21 protein-coding genes are annotated in these 21330 nt (G+C 33.4%); 18 read left to right on the forward strand and 3 right to left on the reverse strand.

Features of this window, described 5'->3' with window-relative positions; translation table 11 throughout:
* Positions 1-46 precede the first annotated feature (46 nt).
* The 4 genes from B7R65_RS08220 (at position 47) to B7R65_RS08235 (ending at position 4138) form a co-directional block, all read left to right on the forward strand.
* Complete coding sequence (locus B7R65_RS08220; protein WP_088042287.1) at positions 47-445, forward strand: group-specific protein; 399 nt, start codon at positions 47-49, stop codon at positions 443-445.
* Between the two features lie 400 nt (positions 446-845).
* Positions 846-2267: a SpoVR family protein gene (locus B7R65_RS08225; RefSeq protein WP_088042288.1), complete on the forward strand. Its 1422-nt coding sequence runs from the start codon at positions 846-848 to the stop codon at positions 2265-2267.
* A 192-nt stretch (positions 2268-2459) separates the two neighbouring features.
* Positions 2460-3218, forward strand: a complete 759-nt coding sequence (locus tag B7R65_RS08230; protein WP_256941214.1) for a YwaF family protein — start codon at positions 2460-2462, stop codon at positions 3216-3218.
* Positions 3219-3436: 218 nt separating this feature from the next.
* A complete protein-coding gene (locus B7R65_RS08235) occupies positions 3437-4138 on the forward strand; it encodes a T9SS type A sorting domain-containing protein (RefSeq protein ID WP_088042289.1) in 702 nt (233 codons plus the stop codon).
* 269 nt (positions 4139-4407) lie between these two features.
* Here B7R65_RS08235 and B7R65_RS08240 read toward each other — a convergent pair whose 3' ends face one another.
* Positions 4408-4872 carry a hypothetical protein gene (locus tag B7R65_RS08240; RefSeq protein ID WP_088042290.1) on the reverse strand — a complete coding sequence of 155 codons (465 nt, stop codon included), beginning with the start codon at positions 4870-4872 and terminating at the stop codon, positions 4408-4410.
* Positions 4873-5394: 522 nt separating this feature from the next.
* On the opposite strand from B7R65_RS08240, the gene B7R65_RS08245 reads away from it, so the two are divergent.
* Complete coding sequence (locus B7R65_RS08245; RefSeq protein WP_142288222.1) at positions 5395-10470, forward strand: pullulanase X25 domain-containing protein; 5076 nt, start codon at positions 5395-5397, stop codon at positions 10468-10470.
* Between the two features lie 176 nt (positions 10471-10646).
* A complete protein-coding gene (locus B7R65_RS21270) occupies positions 10647-10931 on the forward strand; it encodes a hypothetical protein (RefSeq protein WP_088042291.1) in 285 nt (94 codons plus the stop codon).
* A 95-nt stretch (positions 10932-11026) separates the two neighbouring features.
* Here B7R65_RS21270 and B7R65_RS08255 read toward each other — a convergent pair whose 3' ends face one another.
* Complete coding sequence (locus B7R65_RS08255) at positions 11027-11341, reverse strand: winged helix-turn-helix transcriptional regulator (protein WP_088042292.1); 315 nt, start codon at positions 11339-11341, stop codon at positions 11027-11029.
* 177 nt (positions 11342-11518) lie between these two features.
* On the opposite strand from B7R65_RS08255, the gene B7R65_RS08260 reads away from it, so the two are divergent.
* The 12 genes from B7R65_RS08260 to arsC all read left to right on the forward strand — a co-directional run bounded on the left by B7R65_RS08260 (position 11519) and on the right by arsC (position 20207).
* Positions 11519-12610 carry an FAD-dependent monooxygenase gene (locus B7R65_RS08260; protein ID WP_088042293.1) on the forward strand — a complete coding sequence of 364 codons (1092 nt, stop codon included), beginning with the start codon at positions 11519-11521 and terminating at the stop codon, positions 12608-12610.
* Between the two features lie 269 nt (positions 12611-12879).
* Positions 12880-13641 (forward strand): GTP cyclohydrolase II, encoded by a 762-nt coding sequence (locus tag B7R65_RS08265; protein ID WP_088042294.1) that lies wholly within the window; start codon positions 12880-12882, stop codon positions 13639-13641.
* The gene (gene ribD, locus B7R65_RS08270) at positions 13634-14731 is read left to right on the forward strand and encodes a bifunctional diaminohydroxyphosphoribosylaminopyrimidine deaminase/5-amino-6-(5-phosphoribosylamino)uracil reductase RibD (protein ID WP_088042295.1); all 1098 of its coding nucleotides are present in this window, start codon (positions 13634-13636) and stop codon (positions 14729-14731) included. Before B7R65_RS08265 ends, ribD begins: the two co-directional genes overlap by 8 nt.
* A 25-nt stretch (positions 14732-14756) precedes the next feature.
* The gene (locus B7R65_RS08275) at positions 14757-15326 is read left to right on the forward strand and encodes a 5' nucleotidase, NT5C type (protein WP_088042296.1); all 570 of its coding nucleotides are present in this window, start codon (positions 14757-14759) and stop codon (positions 15324-15326) included.
* A 142-nt stretch (positions 15327-15468) separates the two neighbouring features.
* Positions 15469-15765, forward strand: coding sequence for a hypothetical protein (locus B7R65_RS08280; protein ID WP_088042297.1), 297 nt, complete (start codon positions 15469-15471; stop codon positions 15763-15765).
* Between the two features lie 241 nt (positions 15766-16006).
* The gene (locus B7R65_RS08285) at positions 16007-16474 is read left to right on the forward strand and encodes an NUDIX hydrolase (RefSeq protein WP_142288223.1); all 468 of its coding nucleotides are present in this window, start codon (positions 16007-16009) and stop codon (positions 16472-16474) included.
* Between the two features lie 47 nt (positions 16475-16521).
* A complete protein-coding gene (locus B7R65_RS08290) occupies positions 16522-17025 on the forward strand; it encodes a DNA topology modulation protein (RefSeq protein WP_088042298.1) in 504 nt (167 codons plus the stop codon).
* A 49-nt stretch (positions 17026-17074) separates the two neighbouring features.
* Positions 17075-18121 carry a DUF2332 domain-containing protein gene (locus tag B7R65_RS08295; protein WP_088042299.1) on the forward strand — a complete coding sequence of 349 codons (1047 nt, stop codon included), beginning with the start codon at positions 17075-17077 and terminating at the stop codon, positions 18119-18121.
* Positions 18122-18298: 177 nt separating this feature from the next.
* A complete protein-coding gene (gene arsR / locus B7R65_RS08300) occupies positions 18299-18628 on the forward strand; it encodes an arsenical resistance operon transcriptional regulator ArsR (protein WP_088042675.1) in 330 nt (109 codons plus the stop codon).
* Positions 18629-18687: 59 nt separating this feature from the next.
* Positions 18688-19122 carry an ArsI/CadI family heavy metal resistance metalloenzyme gene (locus B7R65_RS08305; RefSeq protein WP_088042300.1) on the forward strand — a complete coding sequence of 145 codons (435 nt, stop codon included), beginning with the start codon at positions 18688-18690 and terminating at the stop codon, positions 19120-19122.
* Between the two features lie 28 nt (positions 19123-19150).
* Entirely contained in the window at positions 19151-19792 is a 642-nt protein-coding gene (locus tag B7R65_RS08310; RefSeq protein WP_088042301.1) for an MIP/aquaporin family protein, read from the forward strand.
* A 13-nt stretch (positions 19793-19805) separates the two neighbouring features.
* Positions 19806-20207 carry an arsenate reductase (thioredoxin) gene (gene arsC / locus B7R65_RS08315; RefSeq protein WP_088042302.1) on the forward strand — a complete coding sequence of 134 codons (402 nt, stop codon included), beginning with the start codon at positions 19806-19808 and terminating at the stop codon, positions 20205-20207.
* A 54-nt stretch (positions 20208-20261) separates the two neighbouring features.
* Here arsC and B7R65_RS08320 read toward each other — a convergent pair whose 3' ends face one another.
* A complete protein-coding gene (locus B7R65_RS08320) occupies positions 20262-21113 on the reverse strand; it encodes a cupredoxin domain-containing protein (RefSeq protein ID WP_088042303.1) in 852 nt (283 codons plus the stop codon).
* Positions 21114-21330: the final 217 nt, after the last annotated feature.

The raw sequence follows: 21330 nt of genomic DNA on the forward strand, positions 1-21330 counted from the left end.
TATATGGTATAAGTATCGTAAAATTTAAAAGTGGGTGTGACGTTAAATGAATTTCTACATTGCTTCAAGTTTAACTAATAAAGAAAAAGTAACATATTTAGCTAATCATTTAAAAGAGAACGGGTTTATCCATACATATGATTGGACATTAAATAGCAATGTCGATACGATTGATAAACTTGCTCAAATTGGTGAATTTGAAAAGAAGGCAGTTATTGATGCTGACTTTTTTATTTTATTACTACCTGGTGGTTTTGGAAGCCATACTGAACTTGGAATGGCGATAGCAAGTGAAAAGCGGATTTACATCTACTCTGAATCAGAAACTCCATTTTTGCTTGAAAAAACCACAACATTTTATCATATCCAAGGTATTAATAAGTTTGTTGGTGATTTCAATCAATTTATAGAAGAAGTAATTTCTTTTGAAATAGCACGAAAATAATCCATCCTATTGATAAGCGCATGAGGCAAGAAGCTTCATGCGTTTTATTTTTTTGTATTTTCTAAAAGATTGTTTTTTTAACCAAACCTTTGAAAAGAAGTTAATAGGAGTGGAAGGTGCTCAACTCATGTGGGAGTAACGGACAGTTGAGACCCCAAAGGTGCGAATGCGCTGAGGAGGCTCACCGCACGCCCCACGGAAAGCGAGCATCCTGGAGTGGATATTAACTAAGATAATTCCTTTATTTTTAAAATGTAGTTAAACACTGTCACTTTTTAAAGAATAATTTCAACCATTTTTCAATTGAGACATATGAATAAAGTAATGAAGTGACTATTCATTACATTAAATCAATTGTCAGTTCATAGAATAATATAAGAAGAGACAGGAGGAGAGAGTGATGAGAGCAAGCGAATATAGAGCCTTGGAATATGCGATTGATGAGATTACTGAAATTGCGAAAGGATTTGGGCTTGATTATTACCCTATGCGATATGAAATCTGTCCTGCAGATATCATTTATACTTTTGGCGCTTATGGCATGCCAACACGATTCTCTCACTGGAGCTTTGGTAAACAATTTTATAAGATGAAGCTTCACTATGATCTAGGGTTAAGTAAAATTTATGAGTTAGTTATAAACTCAGATCCTTGCTATGCGTTCCTATTAGATACGAACTCACTTGTTCAAAATAAACTAATTGTAGCGCATGTTTTAGCACATTGCGATTTCTTTAAAAATAATATACGATTCTCAAATACAAAAAGAGACATGGTTGAAAGTATGGCAGCAACTGCTGAGCGGATAAAACAATATGAACATCAATATGGAAAACAAGAAGTTGAAACCTTTTTAGATGCAGTTCTTTCAATACAAGAACATATTGATCCATCACTTATTCGACCGAAATTAGCATATGATTTAGAAAATGATTTTCCAACGAAAGATAAAAAGAGAGTTACTCCTTATGATGACTTATGGAATATGGATTCCAGCAAAGAAAAGAAAAATGAATCTAATCTAATATCGATTAAAAGAAAGCAATTTCCACCGCAACCAGAAAAAGATATTCTATTGTTTATTGAAGAATACTCAAGAGAATTAGAAGAATGGCAACGAGATATTATGACAATGCTACGTGAAGAAATGCTTTACTTCTGGCCTCAGCTTGAAACGAAAATCATGAATGAAGGCTGGGCAAGTTTCTGGCACATCCGCATTATGCGCGAACTTAATTTAGATTCCAATGAAGCAATTGAATATGCAAAGTTAAACGCAGGCGTTGTTCAACCATCAAAAACAAGTATTAATCCATATTATTTAGGACTTAGAATGTTTGAAGACATTGAAGAACGATACGACAATCCAACAAAGGAAATGAGAGAACTAGGCATTAAACCTGGCAGCGGAAGAGAAAAAATGTTTGAAGTGAGAGAATTAGAATCTGATAGTTCATTCCTACGAAACTACTTAACGAAAGACCTAGTTATGAGAGAGGATATGTACTTATTCCAACGCCAAGGTAAAGAATACAAAGTCACTGATAAAGCATGGGAAGCCGTTCGAGATCAGCTTGTTGTAAGTAGGGTCAATGGTGGTTTTCCATATATTGTCGTTCAAGATGGGGACTATTTAAAGAATGGGGAACTATATTTAAAACATTCCTATGAAACGATGGAACTCGATGTGAAGTATGTTGAAAAGGTAATGCCGTATATTCATCAGCTTTGGGGTAGAGGCGTTCATTTGGAGACGAATATTGAAGGGAAGTCAGTGCTTTTTAGTTATGATGGAAAGAACATTCATCGGAAATATATTTAGACCACCTTGTAAGAGGTGGTTTTTCTCTAGCAATATTAATAAGAAACTTATGTGGAAATAAAGAAGCGTTAAACATTTATCAAAAAAATACACAGATTAATTCAATACATCCTTTCTTAACATCACGAAGCACATTGTATTAGAGTGAACTAATTTTTATGAGAAATTCATTTAAATAGAATCGAACATCTAATGAATAATAAGGAGGATGACATGATCCTAGCTGCTACAGACCTAGAGTTTTATGAGCTTTTCTCTATTCCTCATATCATTACGTTAATTCTATTTTTTTTAATGTGTTTAGCAGGAGTTATGTATCGAAATAAAATAGAACCATACAAGAATATCATTAAGTGGGTTCTCTTTAGTACTTTGCTTTTAAGTCTCATATCCTTTCAAATATACCTTGTCCTAATTGATGATTGGGAACCAAAGTATATCCCATTACAGCTTTGTTCATTTAGTGCGTATTTTGCGTTGTTCTTATTCTTGAAAAGTAATAAAAATGTATTTAATATATTATTTTTTATAGGTATACTACCTCCTATCCTAAGTATGCTAACACCTGATTTAGTATACAAATTTCCTCATTTTCGTTTTATCAGATACTATGCTCAACACACGGCGATTACACTCTCAGTTTTATATTTCATCTTATTTGAAGGCTATAGAGTTACTAGAAAAGCGATTCTCTCTACCTATATCTTTTTAAATATAATTGCCGTACCAATGTATATATTAAACCTAATACTTGGAACAAACTATTTTTTCTTAATGAGTCCAGCGTTAGAAAGTAAAACCTTATTAGCCTATTTCGGAAGTGGAATCACTTATTATATTAATATTGAAATTGGAGCGATTATTTTACTTATCATAACTTATATTCCGATGGGGATTATTCAAAAACGAGAAGATGAGAAGATGACACAACGTGAAGTAGTTGGAGGTTGATCATAGCCAGGTATATAGCGTTTTCATTTAAATCGTTGTTCGAGATGGAGAACACGATGTAAAAGTCAATTTGAATAAATAAAGTCAATAAAGCCCTGCGACCTTAAGTGGATGCAGGTTTTTTTGTGTTAAAAGGACGAAGTTGAATTAAGAATTCAGCGAAGACGATATCTACTAAACCAATAACAGGAAACTTCTCAACTGTTGGTGATGTTGATATGTACTATTTCAAGCCAGAAAAAACAAGTCTATACAGTGCAATTGTACAACCAGAAGCACTTCCTATAAAATACGGTCATGCTCAGGAAGATTTGAAGAAGCCACTTGATACTGTGTTTATTATATACGAGGATACAAATGGTAATGGAAAACTTGAAGAGAAAGAGGAAGATAACAATAATATCATAGATTTTTCATTTGAAGATCAACCTGAAATTGCCTCATTCCGAACGAAAAAAGGAATGGGTTACTTCTTTAAATTAATAAACTGGGATAATAGGGCAACAAGTCTTATTCCCTATACATTTACAGTTAAAGAATTAGTAACAAAGGATGAGGATGCTGGTTCTATAGTGAAAAATAATGTGCCAACTAAACCTCGTTCAGTAAGATTCAAATCCGGAAAGTCTTCAAATAATGGCTATATTAACATGACAAACAACAACGGGGATACTGACTATTACAAACTAGTTCAATCAAGAGATGGCAAACGAACAATCAAGTTAGAAGTTCCATTTGATATTGACGGAAAAGTAACAGTTTATAATTCAAATGGAAAACAAATCGCCATGTCTGACCATTACAACAATGGTGACGATGAGATCTTTAATGTCAATGTAAAAAAAGGAATCTACTATATTAAAGTGGAGGATTCTAATGGTGATGCAAGTCCATTGCCATACAAATTGATTATTAAGTAGTAAAAGAAGTGGTTGGTCTTTAGCACCAGCCACTTTTTTGTAAGCTTATTTTGGAAATAGGAATCATCTTTTACATTAATATTGAAAATGCTGCGATTAAGGGGAAGTTTTAAAGATTGCTTCAAGATAATTATTGAGAATTTGGAAAATGGTAGATATTGTTTAGTGAAAGATGAAGGGCATCTAGAATTTAGAGACGAATAATTAAAGGAATTCCATACATAAAAACCACCTTTTTTAAAAAGGTGGTTTTTAGTAGAATAAAGCTTTCATAAAGTGTATTCCTTTAACGATATATTGAAAAGTTTGCGCTCAACTCTTCCTTTTTGGCCGATTAACTTGTACCAGTTTTCCCCAATATAAAAAGGATTTGAAATCGACTCTTCTATATAAGTTGTAATCATCTCATTTGCTTCCTGATTTTCAACTTTATTTTTACAAGACCAGGCGATGACAAAATATGATTTTTCTTCATCAAACTCAAGTAGCTGAAGGTGATATTTTCCGTTCTGTTTTTCATTGAAGTCACTTATTACTTTTTCAATACTTTTTCGAATATCTATTTCATATTCGAATGCATCAATCCAGTTTCTTAATAGTGAATCATATAAAGAGACTGTTAGAATGTAGTAAGTGGCATAATCTTTCGGGTTAAATTCTTCATCACCAACTCTTTGTTGTTTTGATGGTGGAACAACAAATTTTTTATAGTTAGCAAAAAAGTTTTCACTCATGACTTATACCTCCTTCTTTCAATTGATAAATGGAATTTCCCGAACAAATTAAAGTAGTTTGTTTTAGTAATTTACTTTTTATCAAATTCAGTGGTTTTCTCTCGATTCTCGAAATCACATTCCTTGATTAATAACCAAATATTCATGACTACTTCTCCAGCAATCTTCCAAATTTCTTTTGAAAGCTGAATTATTATTTATTAGTTTTACCTAATCTCTCTAAAATTAGACCTAACTAAAAGTGTTAAAGACTCTTTGCACCAAGTTTTGTACTAATCCTTTTTAAAATAACCGTTATAAATTAATGCACTCGATTGCAAAGATTAATCAGAGATGTAGGAGATGAAATATGTAGAAACTTGACTAACAGTACTTGTTGAACAATCTACTTATTCAATTGATAATTAAAGTAATCACTCTTTAATGTGACGTTTGCATCCATTGAAATGAAAGCGGTTGCATTGTTTAGTGTGTATCAAGCATACTCTTTATTTATCAGATTACTAATTTGGAGGGAAGAATTTGAGGAGAAGGCATATTTCTATTGGTTTAGTTTTTATGTTAATTGCACAGCTCGTTTCTTATTTCGTAGTACCAACACATGGTGTAAAAGCTGAAATAAAAACTGTAACATTAGTAGGGAGTTTACAAAGTGAATTGGGTTCAAGCAGTGATTGGGATCCATCAGATTCTAAAACAGTAATGACTAATCAAGGGAATGGTTTGTACACTTTTAATGGTTTGATACCAGCGGGAACTTATGAATATAAAATAGCCATAGATGGTACCTGGGATGAAAGCTATGGAAAAAATGGTAGTAGGGGAGGGGAGAATATAGTTTTGGAGCTTAGTAAAGAAACCAATGTGTCATTTTATTTCAATGCTAATACTCACAAAATTGCTGACTCTACAAATTACACACCAATTGCTTCAGAAAAAATCCCTAGAATAGTAGGGAATATTCAACCGAGCATTAATCAAGGGGGAGAATGGTCACCATCAGAGTCCAAAGCATTTTTAATGGATGATGATTTTGACAATGTGTATACATACATTACACAAGTCCCGGCAGGAAATTATGAATATAAAATAATATTAGGAGATAATTGGAGTAGTGCAGAAGCATTCCCAGGTTCTAACGCTACCCTAAATGTAGTTTCTAAACAATATTATTTATTTTCATATAATGCTAGTACAAATGAAGTAAATGCAATAGTGACAACAGCTCCTCCAACAAGCTCAAGAATTATTACACTTGTGGGTAATTTTCAAAAACAGTTAGGAAATTCAAGTGACTGGGATCCTGCAGGTGTTACAACTATGAATCAGATAGCTGATGGGTTATATGCTTTTACAGGTAAACTATTAGCAGGAGATTATGAATATAAAGTAACAATTAATCAGACTTGGGATGAAAGCTATGGTACAGATGGTAATAACATATCTTTACATCTAGAGCATGATACTGATGTAACTTTTTTCTATCATGATGGCACTCATAAATTAACAGATTCAACAAAATATAATGCACTACCAATAGAAAAAACACCAAGATTAGTGGGAGATCTGCAAATTCCAATTGGTGAGACTGAAAATTGGTCACCAAGTAATTCAAAATTATATTTATCAGATAATAACTTTGATGGCATTTATGAGTTCACTACAAATGTTCCAAAAGGGAAGTATGAATTCAAAATTGCTCTTGGTAGTAATTGGGATGAAGCTTATCCAAGTTCAAATACATCTCTAAATGTAATAGATGACTCGAAAATTACATTCTTTTATAACAGTTTAACTAAATCAGTTTATTCAGATTATAATCCAAATGGGCATGACGGGTTGATTAATAAAGAGATGATATATCATGACACGTGGAAAGCTGAATATCGACAACCGTTTGGGGCGGTAAGTGCTGGAACCCCAGTTACACTGCGTTTATCGGCAAAAATGGGTGACTTAACTCGTGCTAGTGCATTTGTAAAAAACAATTTAACTAGTAAAACAACAATCTATAAAATGAATAAAGTTGGAACAGATGAATTGGCTGGAAAGCAAGTAGAATATTGGGAAGTAACATTTATACCAGATAGTGTAGGAGTATATGGTTATAAGTTTTTAGTTGCTGATGGAAGTAGTTCGGCAGAATACGGAGAAAGTGGCTCAGAAGGAAAAGATGGGATTGCTGTAGATAAGAATGCGGAGTTATTTCAGTTATCCGTTTATGATCCAGCGTACAAAACACCTGATTGGATGAAAAAAGCAGTGGTGTATCAAATTTTCCCAGATCGTTTTAATAATGGAAATAAGAAGAATGATTATGCCAAGAAAAATGCAAGAGGTCCACAATTGATTGAACACCAGACTGATTGGAATACATTACCAGACAATCCTAGAATAAAAGACAAAAATCCAACAGGATATACAGGAGACGGACAATACAGTAATGACTTTTTTGGTGGAGACATCGTAGGTATTGAACAGAAGTTAGATTACTTACAATCATTAGGCGTAAATACACTTTATTTAAACCCAATTGCGATGGCACCTTCAAACCATAAGTATGATGCAACAGACTACAAACAAATAGATCCAATGTTTGGATCACCTAATGAGTTTAAATCATTTGTAAAATCTTTAGAAAAACGAAAAATGCATTTAATTTTAGACGGGGTTTTTAACCATTCTTCAGATGACTCCATCTACTTTGATCGATATAGTAAATATAAAACAGTTGGTGCCTACGAATATTGGGCAACAATATATGATTTAATGAATGCAAAAGGTATCACACAATCTGAAGCTGAAAAGCAGGCAATAGCTAAGTTTAAAAAAGAGGGGCAAGAATTCAGTCCATATGGATTCCAAAATTGGTTCACAATTGAAAATAAAAAAGTTGTAGATCCAGAAAATAAACAAGAGCATTATGCATACGAGGGCTGGTGGGGATATGAAAGTTTACCAGTATTTAAATCGATTAATGGAACTAAAGTTAATCATTCATCAGAATTAAATAATGAAGCATTCGCTAATTATATTTTCTATGATAAGAACTCTGTTGCAAAAACTTGGCTGAATAACGGGTCAACTGGTTGGCGTTTAGATGTAGCGAATGAAGTCGATCCAGAATTTTGGCGTGAATTTAGAAAAGAATTGAAATCATTTAAAGGAAATGATTCTTCATTGTCCGATGATGATCATAATAAAGAGAAAAAAATGGATGATAGGGATAAAGGTAAAAAAGAGGATGAAGATCGGGAAGAACATCCTAAAACTTTAGAAAAGGATGACGAGCCTTTAATTTTAGGTGAAATTTGGGATGATGCTTCAAAATATCTATTAGGAGATCAATTTGATTCGGTAATGAACTATCGATTCCAACGTTCAATTATAGATTTCTTGAAAAATGGAAAAGCCGATCAAACTGTTCAATCATTAACCGCAATCCAAGAAGATTATCCGAAAGAAGCACAATATGCATTAATGAATTTACTTGGCTCACATGATACAGCCAGATCAATTTTTGTATTAGGGAATGGTAGTGACTCATTTGAACGAGCAGAGGATGATCCAAATTATAGTTATTCGATTGGTAAAGCAAGATTAAAATTAGCTTCAATCATTCAAATGGGGTATGCAGGGGCTCCTACTATTTATTATGGTGATGAGGCAGGGCTATCAGGTTCAAAAGATCCTGATGATCGCCGCACATATCCATGGGGAAAAGAAGATAAAGATTTAGTGAAGCACTATCAAAAAATAGGTAAAATTCGTCAAGATTATCAAAATTTATTCTCAAAAGGTACGCTAGATAACGTATATGGAAAAGATGATGTGTACGGTTTCGTTCGTACGAATGAAGATAGAGCGGCTTTAATTATCATTAATCGTTCAAACGAAGAAAAAACGGTTGAGATTGATATAAATGGATTAATTCCAAATGGAGCTACTCTTGTTGATCAGTTGGATTCTAAATACTCTGCGAAAGTATCTAATGGAAAAATAACTGTTTCAATACCACCATTATCAGGCAGAATGGCAATTTCAAATAAATTAGAGAAGCAGTGGGTTTCTTTAAGTAATTTGAAGGTTCAAGAAGGCTCCCAATCTGCAGTTCTAAATTGGAAAGGGAATGCGAAAAAATATATTGTTTATCAATCTAAGTTAAATGGAGCTTTATTCCACAAGGTTGGAGAAGCTAAAACGAATAGCTTTACTGCCACTAACTTAACAAATGGTCAAAATTATTACTTTAAAGTAGTCGCAGTAGATGATTTAGGAAATGAACTAGGAAGTGTTAGCACGAATGTTACAACAGTTCCACATTATTCACTAGACCAAGCGGTTTTAACGTATAAGGAAGTTGTTAAACAAGGAGAATTAGATCTAGCAAGTAATCACAATGTGTCAGCAGCAATATTAATTCCAGGTATCACAATCAATCAAGCTGAAGGAGTTTCTGCTCGATTAGCAGTGAAATTAGATGGAGTGACCCAATATTATCCAGCTCAATTTGTAGAAGCGAAGGATGGCGTAAATACTTTTACATCAGTCTTTAAATCATTGAGGGCAGGTAGTTATTCGTATTATATGCAATTTAGTTCAGATGGTGGAAGAAGCTGGATAAATGCAGAAAATCAAAATATTACCTTAACTGAGGGCATATCCGCGTTACCTGCGGATTCAGTTAAATTAGAACAGCCTATTCAAGAATCAGGGCAAGTTAATTTGAAATGGGTAATAGCTAATCCTAGTACAGTTGATGCACCATATTTAATCGCACTAGAGAAAAATGGTGTCATTGTTGATACTGTCAGTGCTTCAACGTCCACATATAAAGATTTTGATGTTGAAAATGGAAAATCGTATACCTATAAACTATATGTGTATAACCAAAAAGGAAAATATGTAACCTCTAATGCTGTCATTGGTAAACCAGAAATAGTGATGGTTCAAGTGACATTTAAAGTACATGGTCCGGAAGGCACAAATTTAAATGATAAGATCACAATTCCAAATAGTATGAATGGGTGGGACACAAATGCTTGGGAAATGTCCCATAATGGTGCGGTAACTGCCGATTGGGAATACACTGTTGAAGTTCAAGAAGGGACAGATATTACTTATAAATATGTCAGGGGTGGTACATGGGATCAGGAAGGATTACCAGATCACACACCAAATATTACCACTGATGATGATATTAGTTTATATGGTTATGGTGCAATTGGTACTGACATGAAAATCACAGTTCATAATGATGGCGGAAATAAAATGATTATTAACGATAACCTCTTCCGTTGGATTGATCGGCCGGTTGTTATCACTTCACCATTATCACTTACAAGTGAAACCACAAATTCATCAATCGATTTCAAAGGCATTGCAATTAAAGATGGTATTTTAAAAATTAATAATCAGGTCGTAACGATAAATGCAGATCAAACCTTTTCAAAGAACGTTCCATTAATTGTTGGTCTAAACACGATTACTGTATCAATTGAGCCATCAGAACAAGCTAAAAATAATGTGTTCAAGAATGATGGAGACGCTATTAAAAAAGCTACAAAGACATATACTTATACAATTACTAGGAAATAATAGTTTTAGCGTTTTAGGAAATTAAATCTGAATTGTCAAAGGAGAAGCTGAAGATTAGTCTTCAGCTTTTTTATTATTATATAGTATTGCATTTATTCTTTTGGTTAAGAGGTTTGCATTTGGAGACAGCAATTGAAGGGAAAACATTGTACTTTAGGTATGATGGAGAATAGAAATTGGATCAAAATAAAAACCCACCATGTAAGGTGGGTTTTTATTTTAAGATCTTTTCTAAAAGATTGTTATATTTAAAAGGGTTTTTAAAGCAAACTGTAAATAAAGAAGATGATTGGAATGGAAGGTGCGAGACTCCTGTGGGAGTAGCGGGACAGATGAGACCCCGCAGGCAAGCCGAGGAGGCTCATCGCCCGCCCCACGGAAAGCGAGCATCCTGGAATGGAAATCTACATTATTCCATGTTTAATAGCAACAAAGTTTACGAAAACAACCTTATTTTATAAATTCTAATTTAATTATAATCATAAATAAAAATCTTAAAGTATCTGGAAACTTTTTTATTAAAATGGAAGGTAATCAAATAATGACTACTTTTTTATTATTCAATTACCACCCAATCTTGAGACCATTTCATTAATTCTTTAATAACAGGTTCTAGTGCGACTCCTTTTTCTGTCAACGAGTATTCGATACGTACTGGAGTTTCTGGATAAACGTCTCGCTTAACAATCCCAGCTTGCTCTAAATCCTTTAATCTTTCTGAAAGTACGCGCCCACTTATTGGTAAAGTTGATTCAATCGTACAAAAGCGTTGAGAACCTGAAAGAAGTTGAAAAATAATGAGAACTGCCCAACGTTTACTAATTAACTCAACGCTTTTTTCAAACCGGGGGCACAATAAAGAAAAATTCATGAACATCCACCTCACCTATATCCATATTATATCGAAAAAAATAGTAATAACAAGTTTACTTTATATAATTTTATTACTTGACGTAATTTAATTACTAAATTACACTTACTTACATTAAGTAACTAAATTGATTATAATACAAGTAACAGAATCTGTATAATAAATAGGTGGCAGAGCATGGATATTAAGACAGAAGTTTGTATAGTTGGTGCTGGACCTGGAGGTGCCTTTTTAGCTTATTTATTTGCAAAGAATGGCATTTCGACTATTCTTGTAGAGCGACATGGTGGCATCGATAAAGAATTTAGAGGTGAGCATTTAAATTCAGAAGGAGAGCTAATATTAAAGAGGCATAACCTTTTTGAGAAAGTGAAAGAATATGGGTTGCTAATGATGGACCGTGTTGAATATTGGGATCAAAGTAAAGTGATTAAGACTATTTTTCCACAGGATGAAGAAGAGCACGTTGGAATTCATGTTCCTCAAAATCATTTGCTTAATGTGTTTCTAAATGAGGCTAAAAAGTTTGATAGCTTTCAACTTTTAATGAATACAAGAGTAACTGAATTGATTCAAGATCAAGAAGGTAGATACGTTGGTGTAAAAGCGACAAGGAATGAATCAGACATAACAATTCAAAGTTCTATTATTGTAGGAGCTGATGGGCGTTACTCTACAATTCGAAAACTTGCTAATATACCTACTACAATAATAAAACATGGATATGATTTACTTTGGGCTAAAATACCGAGACCTATTAGTTGGGATCCAACGATTAGACTTACCATGATAAACAAGCATCAACTTGCATTATTTACGCAGGCAGGAGGATACATTCAGATTGGATGGAATATAGATGAAGGTTCTTTTTCGAAATTAAAAAATCAATCATTTGAACCTTTTGTTAACGATTTAATTAAAGCTTTTCCTGAATTGACTGAAGCAGTTCATCAATCCATTCAATCATGGAATGATTTTGTACTCTTAAATGTTCAGAGTAGTCGTAGTACCACATGGGTGAAGGATGGTTTAGTTATTATGGGTGATGCAGCACATACAATGAGTCCAACAGCAGCTCTTGGTGTCAATTGTGCATTGAAGGATGCAGATTTATTAGTAGATATCATTCGAGAATCTCTTAATAAACAGGATACTAGTGCAAAAATGTTGAGTAAATTTGAATATAATAGAAGAAAAGAAATTGAAATTTTACAGGAAAAACAGCTTTTCCAAGAGATTACTTTCAAAAATAATTTTGATGCTTCTTAACTATAGGCTAAAGATTGTTATTTTTTGCAAAGATCTTGTTAAAACAAATTGTTGATAAGAAAATAATTGGAGCGGAAGGGGCGAGATTCCTGCTGAAATTCGAGTAGAGTACAGTGAATACCGACCGAGAAGGCTTGAGAACTCAGCCTCGGAAATGGAACGGCTTCTTGAAGAAATAGCTATTGTTTAACAGAGTCATTAAGAGAAAAATATGTTGTTTATAACATTTACTATAATCAAAGTATTGAATATTCAGGAGGAAGTTTCACATGATTAATGAAAAAGTTGTATCTATCTTAAAAGAGAAAATAAATGTAATAAAAAATAATGATAAATCTATTTATTTAGTTGGACCAATTAAATTACCTGTTAATTTAGATGGAGAAACAACAATATTTCAATGGTATTGTTGGTTGCGCTGTGAAGATATAGAAGGTGATTTTTGTACTGATGGATCGTATAACACTGAAAAAATAATCTCTAAATTAGCTTCTTCAAATTTAGCTGAAATGCAACAATCAAGTGTATTAGTATACGGAGATTTTGAAAATTCAGTTGAAGCACTCATTCGTATGCATAGTATTTGTCATACTGGTGACATCTTTGGTAGTAAACGTTGCGATTGTGGATTCCAATTGAAAGAAGCAATGAAAATGATTTCTTCAAATGGATCAGGTGCTTTATTTTATTTAGCCAATCATGAAGGAAGAGGAATTGGATTATTTAGTAAAGCAATGGCTTACGTTCTTCAAGAAGAAGGTTTTGATACGGTAGAAGCTAATGTGGAACTTGGATTTGTAGATGATGCTAGAAATTATGAGGACGCTATTCGTGTACTTAAAACGCTTCGCTCAAAACCAGTTACGCTAATTACTAACAACCCAAGAAAATTGGATGCTCTTCAGACTTCAGGTGCAAACGTGTCTAGTAGGGTGCAATTATGGGGAGATAAATCAAAATATAATGAAAAGTATTTAGAAACGAAAGTTGTTCGTTCAGGTCATTTCAAAGGAGGACCTGCGAATGAGTAACCACGAGTTTTATATGAACTTAGCGTTACAAAATGCCTCATCGATGAAAGGGCAAACTGACCCGAACCCATTAGTAGGATCAGTTATTGTAAATGATAATAGAATTGTCGGAATGGGTGCACATTTAAAAGCAGGGGAGCCGCACGCTGAAATCCATGCACTTAGAATGGCGGGAGACAAAGCAAAAGGTGGAACGATTTATGTGACACTTGAACCTTGTTCTCATCATGGAAGAACTGGTCCGTGTGCAGAAGCTATTGTTCGAGCAGGTTTAAAAAAAGTTGTTGTTGCTACACTTGATCCGAATCCTCTTGTAGCTGGAAGAGGAATCAAAATTCTTGAGGATGCAGGGATTGAAGTAATTGTCGGAGTTTGTGAAGAACAATCTATTAAAATGAACGAAGTGTTTAATAAATATATCGTAAAAAATATCCCCTTTGTCATTATGAAATCTGCAGCTACTCTCGATGGAAAGATTGCAACTCATTCATCAGATAGTAAATGGATTACATCTGAAGAAGCCAGAAATGATGTTCATCAATTGAGAAATGAAGTTGGTGCTATTTTAGTTGGAGTGAATACAGTTGTAAAAGACAATCCTGAATTAACGACTAGAATATTAAATGGAAGAAATCCAGTACGAGTAATATTGGACTCGACTTTAAAAATTCCTTTAGAGTCAAAAGTCGTTATGGATCATCAAGCTGAGACATGGGTGTTTACAAGTCAGCAACATTCGGATCAGAAAAAGACAGAATTAGAAGACTTAGGTGTAAAAGTATTTGTTACAAATGATTCAAATAGAGTTGATTTAGTGGAGACATTAAAAATTCTTGGAGAACATTCTATTTCTTCATTGTTAATTGAAGGTGGAGGAGAAGTGAATGGATCTTTTATGAATCAAAAATTAGTCGATAAGTTGATTTTGTATTTAGCTCCAAAATTAATTGGTGGAAAACATGCACCTACATTTTTAGAGGGTGCAGGTATTGATAAAATGGGACAAGCGATTGAATTTTCATCTATTGAATTTTCAAAAATTGGACCAGATTATAAATTTATAGGATATCCTAAATATTCCCAAAGCTAAATCATCAAGAGGAAGGACAAAAAAAATGAAATTTGGTTTTGATATTGACGATACGTTAATTGATTTAAGGCAACACGCTTTTCATATTTATAATAAAAAATTAAACAAAAATGTACCACTCGAAGTTTTCAATGAATTAAAAACAGTAGAAATACATGAAGCATTTGAATTAACAGCAGAAGAAGGAAGTCAAATGTGGAAAAGTAATTTAGAAGAAACGTATTTTACAACATGTCCGCCATTTCCTTATGCAGTAGAGACATTAAAGGAGTTAGTAAGTCAGGGACATGAAGTATATTATGTAACAGCAAGAAATAAAGAATATGGTGAGCGAACAAAAGAATGGTTAATTAAAAATGGGTTTCCTGTTCATGAAGATCGATTTTATTGTGGAATGAAAGATTCTGAGAAAGTTCATATTATTAAAGAGCTAGGTTTAGATTTTTATTTTGATGATAAGCCAGAAATAATTAATACATTGTCCGAATTATCTTTGAAGACATATGTAAAGGATACTTCATATAACAGAAATCTTGACATTCCTAGAATCACTTGTTGGTCTGAATTAAAAGAAATTATTAGTAATCATCAATAAAACAAACACATCTATTAGAATAACTAGAAACTGAAAACCACCTTTTTTATCAGGTGGTTTTTTTACTAGAAGATTAAGATATGATAGACATAAAAAGAACAATTCTTCATATATTTACTTGATAATGGAGGTGCTTGTTTATATGTTCATTCAGGAATTGGATTTTCAAAATATTGTCATTACCGAACATGTTGATTATAAAGGCTATAAAATTAGTTTTTTACTAAATAATCAACGGTATTTACTTTTAGTAGGGAAAACTAAAATACTATTCCCATTGTCTATAATCCATGTATTTAATGAGAAAGAAAGATGCCAATTTTGTAATAAACTAGTTTTTAAATCATCTATTAGCCAACAAGTTTGTTTACCATTACTGGGAATAAAAAAAGAATTATTAGCCTATTTTCAGAAATACCACTCTGAACTCCTGACCTAAAATTTAAGTAACTACATATTCGTTGCTACAAACCACCTTAACATAGGTGGTTTGTTTGATTCTTGGAAGAAAAAGGACAATTACCTTCAATAATAGAATAATTAAAAAGGCGATAGAAACGAAAATAAAACTAATATAGAAAAACAATTTTAGAAAATAAAGTAGAGAATTAAGTTCGCCTTTTGACCAATTAGAAAAATTATCTTTAAATCTATTAATAATATAAATGAGGGTATAAAGCATGAATGATTATATTAAAGTTATGAGATCAATGGTTGGGAATGAAACGATATTAACGGTTGGATGTGGAGCGATTATTGAGGATAAATTTGGACGTATCCTACTTCAAAAAAGAACTGACTTTAGTGTTTGGGGAATACCTGGTGGATTATTAGAATTGGGTGAGACATTCGAAGATGCTGTTAAAAGAGAAGTATTTGAAGAGACGAATCTAACGATAAATAAAGTTAGATTATTTGGTATGTACTCTGGAGAAAATGGTTTTGCACAGTATGCCAATGGAGATAAAGTATTTAGTGTACAGATAATTTTTCATGTAACTGATTTCGCAGGTGCTTTACAACAGAATAACGAAAGTAAGGAGCTACGCTTTCTGGATAAAAGTGAGATACCTGATAATTTAAATAGTCATCAGGCTTCATTTATTTTGGATTGGGTTAATGGGGTGGAAATGCCGATTATTAAGTAATAATTTTTAGTTGTATAGGTAGGAATTATTAATCAAGGAGAGCTTGAATGAAGAAGATTGTAATAATTGGATCAGGAGGCTCAGGGAAGTCTACCTTTTCAAAAAAATTAGGAGAAAGACTCCATATAAATGTTTACCATCTCGATGCGCTGTTTTGGAAAGCTAATTGGGAAGGAACGCCAAAAGCTGAGCAAATAAACATTCAAAAACAATTAGTCCAACAAGATGAGTGGATAATTGACGGGAATTACGGAGGCACGCTGGATATTCGTTTAAATGCAGCGGATACAATCATATTTTTAGATATACCAAGATTAATATGTATTTACAGATTAATCAAAAGAAGAATTAAATACAATAAAAAAACACGACCTGATATGGGTGTAGGTAATGAAGAAAAACTCGATATCGAATTTTTAAAATGGGTTTGGCAATATCCTGTATCAAAGAGACCGCATATTTTAGAAAAATTAGAGCTTTTATCAATGGAAAAAGAAATAGTTCAGTTAAAATCTTCAAAAGAAGTGGAAACCTATTTAGAAAGTTTATAGTTTTTATCTATTAATCACTTGAGTGTTATGTAAAAAGCGGAGGGAATATATGTTAACTAAGAAAGAATTATCTCAAAGATTTTTGACATTTGCAGAACGCGAGTGTAAAGATTCTAGTAATCTTTACGAATTCTTGGCAATCGAAATTGCAAAAGACGACGTACTTTTAACATTATGTTTGAATGCGGGTAATGGACAACCTGTTCCTAATTTACTTTTTGGTGCAGTACATTACCTACTACTTAAAGGGAGTAACCATAGTTTAAGAGAATTTTATCCAAGTTTAGTAGATAAACCTAAGACTTTTATCAATGCGTTTACAGACTTTAAAGATTTTTGTAGATTACACGAAAATGAGCTTATTCATCTTTTGCAAACAAAACTTGTTCAAACGAATGAGGTGAGAAGATGTTCCTATCTTTATCCAGTCTTTTGTTCAATTTATGAGAAAACAAAAAAGCCATTAGCACTTATAGAAATCGGCTCAAGTGCTGGTTTACAGCTGATTTGGGACATGTACTCCTATTCATATAATACAAATGAAGTTTTTGGGAATAAAGATTCGCGATTAAATATTACTGCCGAGCTAAAAGGGGATTTTAAGCCGGTTTTATATTCAACACCACCACCAGTTTCATCAAGAATTGGGATTGATCTAAATCTAATTGATGTTACGAATGAAGAAGAACAATTGTGGCTAAAATCGCTAATTTGGCCCGAACATAAGGAACGATTATTGATGTTTGAAACTGCGATTAGCTATATAAAAGAATGCCCAGTTCGCTTCATTGAGGGAGATGGTGTTTCTTTACTAAAGGAAATAGTTGAACAAATTTCAAATGAATATACTGTCTGCATTTTTCATACTCACGTAGCAAATCAAATGCCAGAAGAAACAAAGAAATTACTCTTAGAAACTATAAAACTTATTGGCAATAACAGAGATGTTTTTCATATTTATAACAACATTCAAGATAGATACTTACACTTAGACTATTATTTAGTTGGTGTAGAGCATTTGGAAACAATCGCTGAAACTGAAGGTCATGGTAGATGGTTTAGATGGTTGGATCAGAATGATTTTCATGAGAATTAAAGTCGTTGTTAATGGTTAATGTTTAGTTTGTTATTCAACAAACTGGCAGATTAGTAGAATAAGGAGCGTTCTAAATAAATCAATTTTTCTTGATTAATATGTTGTATTTATTCAGTAAATCAACATATAATTAATTAATCAAAAAAAATTGATGAAGGAGATCGGCATATGACAGAGATGATACAACAGTTCCAGAAATTTGAGCAGAAGTTTAAAGCATTAGCTGATCAGAAGCGTCTAGAGATCATGTATAAGCTTTGCCAAAGAGGAAGTACGTGCGTATGCGATTTAACAGAAGCATTCGATATGACCCAATCAAAGCTTTCATATCATTTGAAAATCTTACTGGATGCAGGGCTCATTGTAAAAGAGACGAAAGGTACATGGAGCTATTACGATTTAAACGACACAGAAGTCAACAACTTACTTTCAGAAGAGCTATGCTGTATTTTCCGAAAATCAGGTAACGGTAACGGTAACAGTAACAGTAGTAGTAATTGTTGTTAATTTTTTTTAATCATTAAATCAATTTTTTTTGATTAAATAAGTTAAGGGAGGAATTCTGTATGAAATATGTTCATGTAGGGGTCAACGTTACAAACTTAGAGGCATCAATGGTATTTTATCAAAAGGTATTTGGTGTATCACCTGTGAAAGTAAAAGAAGGCTATGCGAAGTTTCTATTAGAAAATCCAGGACTGAATTTCACACTGAATGTTCGTGATCAAGTTGAGGGGAATCAAGTAAATCATTTTGGTTTCCAGGTCGAAACAGCTGAAGAAATCGTTTATCACAAGGAAAGACTAGAAAAAGAAGGATTCTTTGCACGGGAACAAATGAATACTACATGTTGCTATGCCGTACAAGATAAGTTTTGGATAATGGATCCAGACGGAAACGAATGGGAATTTTTCTTCACGAAAGCAGATAGTGAAGTCCATAGCATCAAAGATGAAAGTTGTTGTGTAACAACAGATTCTTCAACGAATCAGTGCTGTTAAAAAAGTCAATTTTAATAGGGGTATAGGCTTGAGAAAGAAATTAATCGCAGAATTTTTAGGAACATATTTTTTAGTATTTGCTGGAACAGGTGCTATTGTCATTAATGCATTAACTAATAGTTTAACGCATGTAGGGATTGCCTTCACGTTCGGTCTGGTCGTCATGGCATCAATTTATACTTTCGGGCACGTATCTGGTGCCCATTTTAACCCTGCTGTGACGATTGGTTTTTTCATTCATGGTGATTTAACGAAACGAGAAGCAGCTAGTTACATTTTGATTCAATTAATTGGGGCTGTGGCTGCGAGCGCGACGTTATATGGCTTATTCGGTAACATCGCTTCATTAGGTTCCACCTTACCAAGAGGTTCGTGGGAACAATCGTTTATTTTGGAATTTATTCTGACGTTTTTCTTAATGATGGTGATTTTGGGTTCAGCGATCCATGGAAAAGCCGTTAAATCCTTTGCAGGTATTGCAATTGGGGCAACTGTTGGCCTTGAAGCCATGTTTGCAGGACCGATTTGCGGGGCATCGATGAATCCTGCACGATCAATTGGTCCAGCAATCATATCAGGTACAACACACTCTTTATGGATTTATATTGTTGCAACCATTTTAGGAGCAAGTTGTGCAGCATTACTTTATCGAATACTTCACGAGAATTAAAGGAGGATACACTATGGCTAATAAAACAATTTATTTTTTATGCACAGGAAACTCTTGCCGTAGCCAAATGGCTGAAGCGTGGGGGAAAAAATATTTAGGAAGCGAATGGAATGTTCTTTCAGCTGGAATCGAAGCGCATGGTGTGAATCCAAATGCAATTAAAGCAATGGACGAAGTTGGTATGGATATCCGTAACCAAACATCAGATGTAATCGATAATGAGATTTTAAATAGTGCAGATTTAGTAGTAACATTATGTGGTCATGCAAATGATGTTTGCCCTGTGACACCATCTCATGTAAAACGAGTTCACTGGGGATTTGATGATCCTGCAGGTCAAGAATGGACAGTGTTCCAAAAAGTACGCGATCAAATTGGTGAACGTATTAAACAGTTTGCAGAAACAGGTGAATAAATTTAAAAATTGCCTAGCGAAAAAACTAGGCAATTTTTTATTAACTTCAGTTATTTATTTAACAGTAATTGTTCCTTTAAACATCCCCATTCCGCATTCATAATGATAAACGCCAGTTTTCAATGGTTTAATATGGACGTAGTTGTCAGCATTTTTGTTTAAAGATAGGTTCAACTTCAGTTCTTTTGATAAAATGATACTTGCACAAACATCGTCTTTTGGTGTTTTAAAATTAATAATGGCCGGTTTTCCAGCTTTTATTACGAGATTATTTGGCGTATAACCATCAACTTTTACATGAATCGTTTGAATGTCACTGCTTGTTGCTGTGAATTTAATATCTTCTACTTCAGGCTCATCAGTACCATTGGCGAATAGCGTTGTTTTACCAAATACAAACACACCCATGAATACTAATAAAACAACTAAAACGATTGGATTTGCGATTAACGGCTTTTTTACTAGTGATTCTTGTTTCTTTTCGCGTGTTTCTTCACCAATTAAGCGAATCAGGATGACAAATACAAAGACAAATAAGATATCAATAAAGTAGACCATAATATCAATTGATTTTGGCTGCAACATAACACCTAACATCGATCCCATCATTCCACCCATAATTGCTGCTGTTACGCCGTCTAATGAAGCCATGAGTGAAACAGGTCTTCCGTTTAAATAACCAATAATGACCCCAATTGTAATCGCTGCAATTGTAGGGATTGTTAGATCCTTTGACTCTGCAAAGACACCTAAAAGTGTTCCTAAAGCAATGCTCGTCATCATTGAATTGGTCATACTGATCATCATGCCAGTCATGCAGGTGATTTTTTGTTTATTTCGGAAGGTAAAATAGATTACATAACTTGATAAAAGTGCAATTAATGTAAGACTAACTGGTATTAACATATGTATTTGTATTCCCCCAATACCCCAGTACTTTTTGGATTTTTGACAATTAGCACAAACTAAAACAATTATATCGTTAAATAAAACGTAGAACCAATGAACAATTTATGACACTTCTTGTTCAACTACCATGGAAGTACATTAAATACTTCTATTCACTGTGGTGAATCTGAGGATTCATGGTGGGCTAACGCATGCTTTAGTGAAACAACAAATA

This window comes from Bacillus sp. EAC (genome assembly GCF_002156875.1).
In the GTDB taxonomy this organism is placed as follows: Bacteria; Bacillota; Bacilli; order Bacillales; family Bacillaceae_G; genus Gottfriedia.

What these genes read in the sequence shown, in the direction of transcription:
- B7R65_RS08220 (WP_088042287.1), top strand. Translation starts at nt 47, where the DNA reads ATGAATTTCTACATTGCTTCAAGTTTAACTAATAAAGAAAAAGTAACA.
- B7R65_RS08225 (WP_088042288.1), top strand. Translation starts at nt 846, where the DNA reads ATGAGAGCAAGCGAATATAGAGCCTTGGAATATGCGATTGATGAGATT.
- B7R65_RS08230 (WP_256941214.1), top strand. Translation starts at nt 2,460, where the DNA reads ATGAATAATAAGGAGGATGACATGATCCTAGCTGCTACAGACCTAGAG.
- B7R65_RS08235 (WP_088042289.1), top strand. Translation starts at nt 3,437, where the DNA reads ATGTACTATTTCAAGCCAGAAAAAACAAGTCTATACAGTGCAATTGTA.
- B7R65_RS08240 (WP_088042290.1), bottom strand. Translation starts at nt 4,872, where the DNA reads ATGAGTGAAAACTTTTTTGCTAACTATAAAAAATTTGTTGTTCCACCA.
- B7R65_RS08255 (WP_088042292.1), bottom strand. Translation starts at nt 11,341, where the DNA reads ATGAATTTTTCTTTATTGTGCCCCCGGTTTGAAAAAAGCGTTGAGTTA.
- B7R65_RS08260 (WP_088042293.1), top strand. Translation starts at nt 11,519, where the DNA reads ATGGATATTAAGACAGAAGTTTGTATAGTTGGTGCTGGACCTGGAGGT.
- B7R65_RS08265 (WP_088042294.1), top strand. Translation starts at nt 12,880, where the DNA reads ATGATTAATGAAAAAGTTGTATCTATCTTAAAAGAGAAAATAAATGTA.
- ribD (WP_088042295.1), top strand. Translation starts at nt 13,634, where the DNA reads ATGAGTAACCACGAGTTTTATATGAACTTAGCGTTACAAAATGCCTCA.
- B7R65_RS08275 (WP_088042296.1), top strand. Translation starts at nt 14,757, where the DNA reads ATGAAATTTGGTTTTGATATTGACGATACGTTAATTGATTTAAGGCAA.
- B7R65_RS08280 (WP_088042297.1), top strand. Translation starts at nt 15,469, where the DNA reads ATGTTCATTCAGGAATTGGATTTTCAAAATATTGTCATTACCGAACAT.
- B7R65_RS08285 (WP_142288223.1), top strand. Translation starts at nt 16,007, where the DNA reads ATGAATGATTATATTAAAGTTATGAGATCAATGGTTGGGAATGAAACG.
- B7R65_RS08290 (WP_088042298.1), top strand. Translation starts at nt 16,522, where the DNA reads ATGAAGAAGATTGTAATAATTGGATCAGGAGGCTCAGGGAAGTCTACC.
- B7R65_RS08295 (WP_088042299.1), top strand. Translation starts at nt 17,075, where the DNA reads ATGTTAACTAAGAAAGAATTATCTCAAAGATTTTTGACATTTGCAGAA.
- arsR (WP_088042675.1), top strand. Translation starts at nt 18,299, where the DNA reads ATGATACAACAGTTCCAGAAATTTGAGCAGAAGTTTAAAGCATTAGCT.
- B7R65_RS08305 (WP_088042300.1), top strand. Translation starts at nt 18,688, where the DNA reads ATGAAATATGTTCATGTAGGGGTCAACGTTACAAACTTAGAGGCATCA.
- arsC (WP_088042302.1), top strand. Translation starts at nt 19,806, where the DNA reads ATGGCTAATAAAACAATTTATTTTTTATGCACAGGAAACTCTTGCCGT.
- B7R65_RS08320 (WP_088042303.1), bottom strand. Translation starts at nt 21,113, where the DNA reads ATGTTAATACCAGTTAGTCTTACATTAATTGCACTTTTATCAAGTTAT.